The following is a 10,375-nucleotide window of genomic DNA, read 5'->3' on the forward strand; positions in this document are numbered from 1 at the left end:
TCCGGGTCTCAGGAAGTATCAGGAAGTATCAGGAAGTATTTCGGGCCCCACGCGGGCATGGGGGTCGCTCGTGCGGGTCACACTGGACCCGCGGGGCCTCGGGCGCAGGACTGGCCGGTTCCGGGCCCTGCCAGGTCATCTCCCGCCCGTCTTCCGCTCGTTGACCTATCAATCCTGGTCAAGAGTCTAGGGACGGGCCGTGCGACGCGCGTACGCTGATGTGGCATGGGGGAGCTACGGGCGGACTGGCGGTTGAGACTGCGGCGCGGGGACGCGAGCGGTCCGGTGTGCGGTGCGGGTGTGCTGATCACTCCGGACATCGCGATGACGTGTGCGCATGTGGTGCGTGACCCGGACGACGTGATGTGGGTGGAGTTCGCCGAGAACCGGGAGATCGAGCCGGTGGCGGCGCGTGTCGCCGAGGGCGGCTGGCTGCCCGGTCCCGACGGGCAGGGCGAGGACGTCGCGTTACTCCGGCTGGCGAGCCCGCGCCCGCAGGCCCGCCCCGCCACGCTGGAACCCCGGATGTGGGCCGGACTCCCGGTGTATGCCACAGGATACGCGAAGGGGTTCGAGGACGGCATGGCCCTGCACGGCACGATCGGCGGCGTGAGCGGGGAATGGGTGCAGGTGGACGCCGTCCACCGCAGGGAAGTCGTCCGCCGGGGCTTCAGCGGCGCCGCCGTGTGCACCAGGCCGGACGAGCGGAACTCGGCCCGGGTGGTCGGGCTGATCGTCAGTTGGCGCGGCGACAGGGGGATGCCGCTGCCCGGCGACAACCTGCTCGCCTTCTCGTATCTGATCCCCGTCGAGCGCATCGCCGAACTGTCGCCCACGGTCAAGGAGCTGATCGATCCGGATGCCTGGAACCACGGCTTCGAGAGCCGGCTGCGCACCTGGTTCGAAGACCCCGACGAGGATCCGGTGAAGATCACCGTCGTACCTCCGGACAGCGGCAAGGACCGTTCGCTGCGGTTCCTGCTGCACCGCGCCGGGCTGCGCTACCAGGGCGGCCATTCCAGCAGACCCGCATTGGCAGACCGTGCCCTGGATTACATCGCGTACACGCCCGGACGACAGTATCTGGCGTACTGGGACTGGCTGCTCGGCACTCAGCACAGTCCGGGCCCGCCGACCCTGCGCAATCCCCGTCGCCCCGTCACGGTCGCCGTCGACGGCCTGGACCAGGAGCCCGAGCCCCGGCCGTTGATAGAGCTCCTGGACAGGCTGCGCAGCGTGGGCTTCAGGCTGCTGATCGTCTTCCGTACCGAGGGCGGCACCGGCTGGACGGCGGCCCGCGACATACTGCTGACGCCGGCGCTCGAGGGCCACGCGGACCTGCTGCTCACCCGTCTGGAAGGACTCGAGGTCAACCGCGCGGTCCAGGAGGGCGTGGTCAGCAGCGGCTCGCTCGGCTCCGAGACCTTGGTGGCCGATCTGCGCCGCGCCGAGCGCCGCGTGATCGACGGCGTCAGCGATCCGCAGGAGCGGCTGAAGCGGCTGCGCAAGCTGATCAAGAGGCTGCGCACGGACATCGGCTTCCATGTGCGCACGAACCTCCGCTCCCACGGAGGACAGGCATGACCTCCTGCCCGCACCGCCGCTTCACCGGCGCCCCGTGCGGCGGCGCCGTACTGCCCACCGGCTACTGCGCCGAGTGCGGCCGCGCCGAAAAGAACGACCCGGGCCTGCCTCAACTCCCCGAGAAACCCATGGAGTTCGGGCCCAAGGAGCTGCTGGCCCTGCCCGATCACGAGCCGCGGGCCCCCGAAGAGCGCCTGATCAGCGCCGAGGCCCCGCTGCGTATCCGGATGACCTGCTCCTCGGCGGCCTGCGGTATCACCTTCGCCCCGCCCTACACCGAGGGCCCGGTGCCGATCGAGGGCTACTGCCCGGCCTGCCGCGAGCCCTACTCGTACCGGCCCGAACTGGCTCGAGGCGCTGTTCTGGGCGACAAGTACGAGATCACCGGGCCCATCGCGCACGGCGGCCAGGGCTGGGTCTATCTCGCCCGCGACAACAACCTCCGCGACATGGTCGCCGTCAAGGGTCTGCTCAACCGGTACGAGAAGGACGGCCCCAAGCAGGCGGACGTCGAACGCCGCAATCTCGTCGCCATCCGCCACCCCCGCATCGTCCAGATCCGCGACTTCGTCGCGCGCAGCGACAAGTCCGGCAAGGTCACCGGCGGCTACATCGTCATGGACGACGTGGGCGACCGCACCCTCCAGGCGGTCGTGGAGGAGACCCGGCGAGGGGAGTTCGTGCTCGACATCGAGCACGTCGCGGCGTACGGCTGTCAGATCCTCGAAGCCCTCGGTCATCTGCACGCCGGCGGCGAGAAGCAGTTCGTGTACGGGGACATGAAGCCGTCCAACGTCGTGCACCACAAGGACGGCGTCAAGGTCATCGACCTCGGCGGGATGCGCGAGCAGGGCCAGAGCGAGCCGCCCGCCCACGTCACCCCGGGCTACAGGGCGCCCGAGACGGAGGGCGCCGCCACGCTCACCGTTGCCCACGACCTGCATACCGTCGGCGTCACCCTGCGCGAGCTGGCCACCTGGGCCGTCGGCGACGACGTACCGGGGCTCGGCACCGCCTCCTTCCATTGGGTCGTCGAGCGCGCCACCCGTGACGATCCCGGCCGACGCTTCGCCGACGCCCAGGAGATGGCCGGCCAACTGCGCGGCGCGCTGCGGGAGATCCGGGCCCTGCGCGGCAAGACCGACCCGCCGGAGCCCTCCGCGTACTTCCGGCCCTCCGCCCGGCTGCTCGGCGCGCGGCTCGGCACGGTACCCGGGCTCGACCACTGGCTGGCCCGCCCGCGCCGCGACCGGCACAGCCCGCCCACCGCGCCCGCCCTGGACCTCGGCGCGCCCACCCCCACCGAGATCGCCCGGTATCTGCCGGTGCCGCGGCGCTATCCGGGCGACCCGCAGACCAGCCAGTTCGAGATAAGCAGTGGCTACGACCCCGGCAAACTCCTGAGCCAGGACACCGAGCGGCCCACCTCGGTGGAGATCTGCCTGCACAACGTACGGGTCCTGGTCGGCCGGGACGGCAGGGACGACCTGGAGCGCGCCCAGGAAGAACTCGACACCGCCGACTCCATCCCCGGACCACGGGCCGTACGCGACTGGCGGCTCCAGTGGCACCGCGCCCTGATCGCGCTGCGCCGCGCCGACCTCGACGACGACCCGCGCCAAGTCGCCGAGGCCCAGGAGCACTTCACCCAGGTTCGCTTCGACCTGCCCGGCGAGTACGCGCCCAAACTGGCGCTTGCCTACTGCCTGGAAACGCTCAGCGAGGCCGCGGGAGCCGGAGCCAGAGCGGGCGGGGGCGGCGAGCCCACCGCCCGGCAGCTGTACGAATCGGTGCTCGCCCGCAACCGCTCGCACGGCGGCGCCGCCCTGGGCCTGGCCAGGGTCGCGCTGCGCGACGGCGACCGCGCGGCCGCCCTGGACGTGCTCGGCCGGGTCCCCGTCGGCTCGCTCGACCACACCGTGGCCGCCATCGCCGCCCTGCGCATCCGGGCCGCACGGCTGCCCGCCGGGTCACACCGGATGCCCGCCCCCGATGACGTGGACGCCGGCCTCGACGAGCTGCGGCGCGCCGGCGAACAGGCGCCGGGCGCCTCCGAGCTGCGGCTCTCCGAGGACGAGGCCTTGCGGCTGCGTACCGAGCTGTACGAATGGAAGCTCGACGCGCTGTACGCACGCAGCGACCGCGTCGGGCCGCGCCGTCGGCTGCCGGCCGCGGAGCGCGAAGTACGCGAACAACTCGAGCAGCACTACCGGCAGTTGGCTGCACACCACCAGGACTCGGCCACCGCGCACGAGCACTTGGTCGACCTGTCCCACGCGATACGACCGCAGACCCTCGTCTGACCCCGGGCCGGCCCCGCACAGGAACAGCGACAGCCACAGCCGAAGCACACAAGCGCGCACCAATGCCGAAGGAGCGCTGGAGGAACCCATGAGCACCCCCACCCGGCCGCGACAGCTGGACATTCGGCTCTCCGTCGCCCTCGAACGAGATCTGCGCCCCCACCGCAGCGCCAAGATCGAGGCCCATCTGCGGGTCGAGATCGCCGACACCGGCGTCCCCGCCGAACTACCGGCCGTCGAACTCGCCGTGATCATCGCCTTCGACCTCGCCGAACCGCACCGCCACACTGTGCGGCACGCACTGCCCGCGGCACTGCGCGCCCTGCCCGACGGCATCTCCTTCGCCGTACTCGGCTCCGGCCCCGAGCCGGAACTGTGCTACCCGGTCGGCGGCGAGGAGTGGGCCATAGCCGACACGCACGACAAGCGCCGCGCCGCCTTCGCGGCCCAAGCCCTCGCCCTCCACCGGGATGGCCCGCGCCCGGCCGGGTACGCCGTGTGGATGGCACGGGCACGCGCCCTGCTCGCCGCCCGCCCCTTGTCCGTACGTCATCTGCTGCTGATCACCGACGGCAGCAGCGGCCCCGGCGACACCCGCCTGGACGAGGAACTCGACGCCTGCGCCGGGCAGTTCACCTGCGATGTGCTGGCCGTAGGCAACGACTGGGCGCCCGAGCCTCTGCTGACCATCGCCGAACGCCTGCACGGCACCGCCGAGTTCGTGGAGGACCGGCTGAGCAACGCGATCACGGCGGCGATCCGGCGGCTGCGCCGCGTGCACAGCCCCGAGCTGCCCATCGAGGTGACCCCCCGGGCCACCGTCCGCCAGATCGGCCTGGGCGAGAAGGCGCCACGGCCGCACCGGCTCGGCGGTCTGTTCCAGCCGGGAGAGCCGGGACACCCGCCCCGCTGGCGGTTCCCGACGTACCAGTGGGAGTCCGGTGTCCGCGACTACCTGCTCACCCTGGCCGTCGACGCCGAGGCCGACCCGCTGGAGACCGACCTTCAGTTCGCCATGGTCAGCATCGGCGACCGGTCCGTGCCCGTTGTCGCCCGCTGGCATCGCGCCGACGATCGGAAGCCCTGCGTCGTGGATCCGGATGGCGGCGCAAGTGTCCGCAGCATGAAAGAAGCCACTGCCATGCACCTCGCTCTGCGCACCGGCCTCCGCGCCCTCGATCCGCTGCAACGCGAGATGGCCGAGCGGCACTTGGGCGAGGCCGCTCGCCTTGCCACGCGGCTCGGCGCCGAGCATGTGCTGGAGAACATCCGTGTGTTCGCGGACATCATCGACGTCGAGGCGGGCCGGATCCGGCTGCACACCACGGTGAACACCGAAACGCTCGGCAAGAGGATCCTGTGGGCCGGATCGCGCCCCGGCGGACCGCTGACCGAGGCTCCGGCCAGGACAGGCAGCGGCCCGCGCTGTGCGGACTGCGAGCACCGCGCCGGCCGTGAGGCCCGCTACTGCATCAAGTGCGGAGGGCAACTGCTGTGAGCGACCAGGCGACGAAGCATCCCGCCGCACCGGCCGGCGCCCGCGCCCGTACGGGAACGGGGCCGTCAGCCGCGTACCGCAGACGTCTCAGCCGCTACCGGACCCGCAGGCTCCTGGAGTTACACCTCCTGGCGATGGCCGTCACCGCGGTCGTCGCGGTCAGCGCGCTCCTCGTCTCGTACCGCGAGGTGGTGCTGAGCGCCGACGGCTTGCGCTCACAGGCCGCCCCTGCGGTGCAGGACGTGGCCGCGACCCGCCTCGCGCTGCTGCGCGCCGACTGGGAGGCCAACCGGGTCCGGGCGAAGCTCAACGGCGTGGGGGGCGCGGGGGAGACCTACCAGTCGCAGCTCTCGGCGGCCGACCAGAGCCTGTCCCGGCTCGCCGAGAGAACCAGGGATGACCTCGGCACGATCAACGGCCTGCTCGACTCGTACGGCAACTCCATCACGCTCGGCGCACTCCATTACCACGACGACAGGCCCATACAAGACCAGAAGTTCAGCGAGGCGGGCTCGCTGCTCACCCGCGCCGAGGTCGGCCTGGTGCCGCGCCTGGACAAGCTGCAGGACCGGCAGATGTATCGCGCGGAGCGGCTCGCCACGATGGGCACAGTCGGGTACGCCGGCTGGGTCGTCGCCGAACTCGCTCTGCTGATGCTCGCGTTGACGCTGCTGTCCGCGCTCTGGGTGCTGCGCGACCGCTGCGGCCGTGACTACAACCCATGGCTCCTCGGCGCCCTCGCACTCACCGTCGCCCTCGCCGTGGTCCCACTCCTTGCCACGACCGCCACCCAGCGGCACCTGGACAACGCCCGCGAGACGCTCACCGAGATCAGAAGCGTCGCGGAACAGCCCAGGCGCGACCCGGAGGCGAAGGACCCGGCCCAGCGCGATCGGCTCGAAGCTGACCAGAACTCCGTTTCCGACATGTCCAATGCCGTACGCGAGGAACTCCGCACCCGTCAGTGGCAGAACTCGGTGTATTACGGCGCGCTCGGTGGCGGCATCCTCGTCGCCGTCCTACCCGCCGTCGGCATCGGCCGCAGGCTCAACGCCGACTACTGGAGGGCCCGTTGACCAGGCTCCGCACCGTACTCCTCGTCTGCGCCCTGCTCTTCACGGCGGCCGGTTGCGAGCTCGCCGCGCCGGGCCGGACCGAAGACCAGGAGAAGGTCACCATCCTCGGCACCTGGACCGGCACCCAGGGAGATCAGTTCGAGAAGCTCCTCAAGACCTTCGGCATCCCGTACGAGTACCAGGGCACCGCAGCGCAGCGCGAGGTGTTGCTCTCCGAGGTGCAGGCGGGCGAGCCACCGGACATCGTGATCATGCCCGGCGTCGGTGAACTCGCCGAGTACGCCCACCGGAATCGCCTCAAGGAGCTGAGCGGCCTCGACATCTACAAGAAGAGCGAGTACGGCCCGCCCTGGCAGCCCTCCGACGGCGCGGGATCGGTGTACTGGGTGCCGCTGAGAGCCGACCTGAAGAGCATCGTCTGGCACCGCAAGGACACCGAACTGCCCAAGTCACCTCCATCGCTCGCGAGTTGGTGCATCGGTATGGGCGACGACGGCCCCTCCGGCTGGCCCGGCAGCGACTGGATCGAGGACCTGGTGCTCCAGCGTTCCGGGCCCAGGGCGTACGAGCGGTGGGTGCGCGGCGAGCTGAAATGGACCTCGGAGCCGGTGATGGGCGCCTGGCTGGCCTGGGGCGACCTGCTCGCACAAGACAAGAGGGCGGCCAAGGCCGCCCTGCTCGCCGACCACCGAGGGCCCGACGACAGCAACGGGCTCCTGTTCGGCAAGGGCGACTGCACGCTGGAGCACCAGGGCTCCTTCGCGCCTTTCTTCTATGGCAAAAGGGCCAAGGAGGCCACCTTCATGGACTCGGCCGAGCTGCTGCCCGGTGGCCCCTACACGGTGGAGGCCCATGAGGTGACCGGAGACTTCGCCGCACTCTTCAGCGACAGCACTCAGGCCAGGAAGCTGCTGGGCAGGCTCGCCTCACAGTCAGGTCAGCAGGACTGGGTGGACTTGGCCCGAGTGTTCTCCGCCAACAACAAGGTCCGCCCCAGGAGCGGTGACGTGGAGGGCGAAGTCGCCGAGCGGCTCACCTCCCCAGACACCCCTCGCTGCCTGGACGCCTCGGACGTGATGCCCCCTGCGGTACGCGACGCCTTCTACGAGGCGACCCTGCTGACCCTCACCCGCTACAGCGAGGGCAAAGGGCGGGGGAGCGTCGAGGACATCCTGAAAGACGTCCAGAAGGTCCAGGAAGCCCAGGAGGAGAACCCGGTCGCCCGCACCGATGTGTGCAGCACGCCACAGTAGGCCCCTTTGTAGAACCCCAACAAGCCAGACCGCCCCTGAGCTGGTGGTTGACCCGCATGCCTCCCGGGTTCTGTTCAGGGGTACCAGGAAAACGACTCGGAGACTGTGAGGAGTCGACGGCCCGCTTTCGTAGGTGGACTTCGTAAGGTCGCTACATGACCGTTTTGGACGATGCCGGATCCTCCGCCCCAGAAGCCGCAGGAGAACCCACCGACGCCCGCGGGCGTGTGGCCGAACTGCACGCGATCCGTGCGGAGGCCCTGCGCGGACCCAGCGACAAGGCGACCGAGGCACAGCACGCCAAGGGCAAGCTGACCTCCCGGGAGCGGATCGAGCTCCTGCTGGACGAGTGCTCGTTCAACGAGGTCGAGCAGCTGCGCCGGCACCGGGCCACGGGCTTCGGCCTGGAAGCCAAGAAGCCCTACACGGACGGTGTGATCACCGGCTGGGGCACCGTCGAGGGACGTACGGTCTTCGTGTACGCCCATGACTTCCGGATCTTCGGCGGTGCGCTGGGCGAGGCCCACGCCACGAAGATCCACAAGATCATGGACATGGCCATCGCCGCCGGGGCGCCCCTCGTGTCCCTGAACGACGGCGCGGGAGCCCGCATTCAGGAAGGCGTCAGCGCTCTCGCCGGCTACGGCGGCATCTTCCAGCGCAACACCAAGGCGTCCGGCGTCATCCCGCAGATCAGCGTGATGCTCGGCCCCTGTGCAGGCGGCGCCGCATACAGCCCGGCGCTCACGGACTTCGTGTTCATGGTCCGCGACACCTCGCAGATGTTCATCACCGGGCCGGACGTCGTCAAGGCGGTCACCGGCGAGGAGATCTCCCAGAACGGCCTCGGCGGAGCGGACGTGCACGCCGAGACCTCCGGTGTCGCGCACTTCGCGTACGACGACGAGGAGACGTGCCTCGCCGAAGTCCGCTACCTCCTGTCGATGCTGCCGTCCAACAACCGCGAGAACCCGCCCCACGCGGCCTCCGAGGACCCCGCAGACCGCCGCTCCGAGGTCCTACTGGACCTGGTGCCCGCGGACGGCAACCGGCCGTACGACATGACCAAGGTCATCGAGGAACTCGTCGACGACGGCGACTACCTGGAGGTCCACGAGCGCTGGGCCCGCAACATCATCTGCGCCCTGGCCCGCCTCGACGGCCAGGTGGTCGGCATCGTCGCCAACCAACCGCAGTCCCTGGCCGGTGTTCTGGACATCGAGGCCAGCGAAAAGGCCGCGCGCTTTGTGCAGATGTGCGACGCGTTCAACATCCCGATCGTCACTCTTCTGGACGTCCCCGGCTTTCTGCCCGGCGTCGACCAGGAGCACGGTGGGATCATCCGCCACGGAGCGAAGCTGCTGTACGCGTACTGCAACGCGACCGTGCCCCGGATCTCGCTGATCCTCCGTAAGGCGTACGGAGGCGCCTACATCGTGATGGACAGCCAGTCCATCGGTGCCGACCTCACCTACGCCTGGCCGACCAACGAGATCGCAGTGATGGGAGCCGAAGGTGCCGCCAATGTGATCTTCCGCCGGCATATCGCCGAGGCCGCCGACCCCGAGGCCATGCGAGCCCGCATGGTCAAGGAGTACAAGGCCGAGCTGATGCACCCGTACTACGCGGCCGAGCGTGGTCTGGTGGACGACGTGATCGACCCCACCGAGACCCGCGAAGTGCTGATCCGCTCGCTGGCGATGCTCCGCACGAAGCACGCCGATCTGCCGTCCCGCAAGCACGGCAACCCGCCGCAGTAACGCTGCGGTCCCCCTGCGGAAACCTCACTCACGGAGACTTACGCCCATGAGCACCCCTGACATTCGCGTCGAGAAGGGCCACGCCGAGCCCGAGGAAGTCGCCGCCATCACGGCCATCCTCCTGGCCCGCGCCGCCGCCGCTCCCACGACCACAGCCCACCGAGGCCGCACCAAGGCCGGCTGGCGCCGCCTTGAGCGCGAGCCGGGCTTCCGAGCCCCGCACAGCTGGCGCTAAAAGCCACCGCGCCCCGAAGGAGGCCGAAAGCCCCTTAGGGGCGCGGGGAACTGCGCGACCAGCCACACCCGGCCCGCAGACGGCCAACTACCCATAGGGGCAACCCGGTAGCCGCGCACCAAAAAGGGGGCGCCCTCTCCAAACGGAGAGGGCGCCCCCTTCATGCACCGCGCGGCTAGCGCAACCGCGCCATCAGCGCATGCTCAACCAGCGTGATCAGAGTCGACTTCGCATCGGCCCGATGCCTCGCGTCCGTCGTGATGATCGGAGTGTCCGGACCGATCTGCAGGGCCTCACGGACCTCGTCCGGGTTGTACGGCTGGTTGCCGTCGAAGCCGTTGAGGGCGATGACGAAGGGCAGTCCGCTGTTCTCGAAGTAGTCGACGGCCGGGAAGCAGTCGGCGAGACGGCGGGTGTCGACCAGGACGACGGCGCCGATGGCGCCGCGTACCAGGTCGTCCCACATGAACCAGAAGCGGTCCTGGCCGGGCGTACCGAAGAGGTACAGGATCAGGTCCTGGTCCAGGGTGATGCGGCCGAAGTCCATGGCGACGGTGGTCGTCGTTTTGTCTCCGGTGTGGGTGAGGTCGTCGATGCCCGCGGACGCGGACGTCATGACGGCCTCGGTACGCAGCGGGTTGATCTCCGAGACGGCCCCGACGAACG

8 protein-coding genes are annotated in these 10,375 nt (G+C 70.0%); 7 read left to right on the forward strand and 1 reads right to left on the reverse strand.

Going from position 1 to position 10,375, the window contains the following annotated elements:
- Window positions 1-225 precede the first annotated feature (225 nt).
- The 7 genes from ABD357_RS23160 to ABD357_RS23190 all read left to right on the forward strand — a co-directional run bounded on the left by ABD357_RS23160 (window position 226) and on the right by ABD357_RS23190 (window position 9,709).
- Entirely contained in the window at window positions 226-1,584 is a 1,359-nt protein-coding gene (locus ABD357_RS23160) for a S1 family peptidase (RefSeq protein WP_344392580.1), read from the forward strand.
- On the forward strand, window positions 1,581-3,887 hold the full coding sequence (locus tag ABD357_RS23165; protein WP_344392582.1) for a tetratricopeptide repeat protein: 2,307 nt from the start codon (window positions 1,581-1,583) through the stop codon (window positions 3,885-3,887). Before ABD357_RS23160 ends, ABD357_RS23165 begins: the two co-directional genes overlap by 4 nt.
- 88 nt (window positions 3,888-3,975) lie before the next feature.
- On the forward strand, window positions 3,976-5,385 hold the full coding sequence (locus ABD357_RS23170; RefSeq protein WP_344392584.1) for a vWA domain-containing protein: 1,410 nt from the start codon (window positions 3,976-3,978) through the stop codon (window positions 5,383-5,385).
- On the forward strand, window positions 5,382-6,461 hold the full coding sequence (locus ABD357_RS23175; protein ID WP_344392586.1) for a hypothetical protein: 1,080 nt from the start codon (window positions 5,382-5,384) through the stop codon (window positions 6,459-6,461). The genes ABD357_RS23170 and ABD357_RS23175 overlap by 4 nt, the downstream gene beginning before the upstream one ends.
- Window positions 6,458-7,714, forward strand: coding sequence for an ABC transporter substrate-binding protein (locus tag ABD357_RS23180; protein ID WP_344392587.1), 1,257 nt, complete (start codon window positions 6,458-6,460; stop codon window positions 7,712-7,714). The genes ABD357_RS23175 and ABD357_RS23180 overlap by 4 nt, the downstream gene beginning before the upstream one ends.
- Before the next feature lie 155 nt (window positions 7,715-7,869).
- The gene (locus ABD357_RS23185; RefSeq protein WP_344392588.1) at window positions 7,870-9,474 is read left to right on the forward strand and encodes an acyl-CoA carboxylase subunit beta; all 1,605 of its coding nucleotides are present in this window, start codon (window positions 7,870-7,872) and stop codon (window positions 9,472-9,474) included.
- Window positions 9,475-9,520: 46 nt separating this feature from the next.
- Window positions 9,521-9,709 (forward strand): acyl-CoA carboxylase subunit epsilon, encoded by a 189-nt coding sequence (locus tag ABD357_RS23190; RefSeq protein WP_344392590.1) that lies wholly within the window; start codon window positions 9,521-9,523, stop codon window positions 9,707-9,709.
- A gap of 175 nt (window positions 9,710-9,884) precedes the next feature.
- Here the strand turns inward: ABD357_RS23190 and ABD357_RS23195 are convergent.
- On the reverse strand, window positions 9,885-10,375 hold a 491-nt coding region (locus ABD357_RS23195), incomplete at its 5' end, for a GTP-binding protein (RefSeq protein ID WP_344392591.1).

This window comes from Streptomyces vastus, from assembly GCF_039532825.1.
GTDB lineage: Bacteria > Actinomycetota > Actinomycetes > Streptomycetales > Streptomycetaceae > Streptomyces > Streptomyces vastus.

Excerpts from the sequence above, each read along its gene's own strand:
- ABD357_RS23160 (WP_344392580.1), top strand. The coding sequence starts at position 226 with ATGGGGGAGCTACGGGCGGACTGGCGGTTGAGACTGCGGCGCGGGGAC.
- ABD357_RS23165 (WP_344392582.1), top strand. The coding sequence starts at position 1,581 with ATGACCTCCTGCCCGCACCGCCGCTTCACCGGCGCCCCGTGCGGCGGC.
- ABD357_RS23170 (WP_344392584.1), top strand. The coding sequence starts at position 3,976 with ATGAGCACCCCCACCCGGCCGCGACAGCTGGACATTCGGCTCTCCGTC.
- ABD357_RS23185 (WP_344392588.1), top strand. The coding sequence starts at position 7,870 with ATGACCGTTTTGGACGATGCCGGATCCTCCGCCCCAGAAGCCGCAGGA.
- ABD357_RS23190 (WP_344392590.1), top strand. The coding sequence starts at position 9,521 with ATGAGCACCCCTGACATTCGCGTCGAGAAGGGCCACGCCGAGCCCGAG.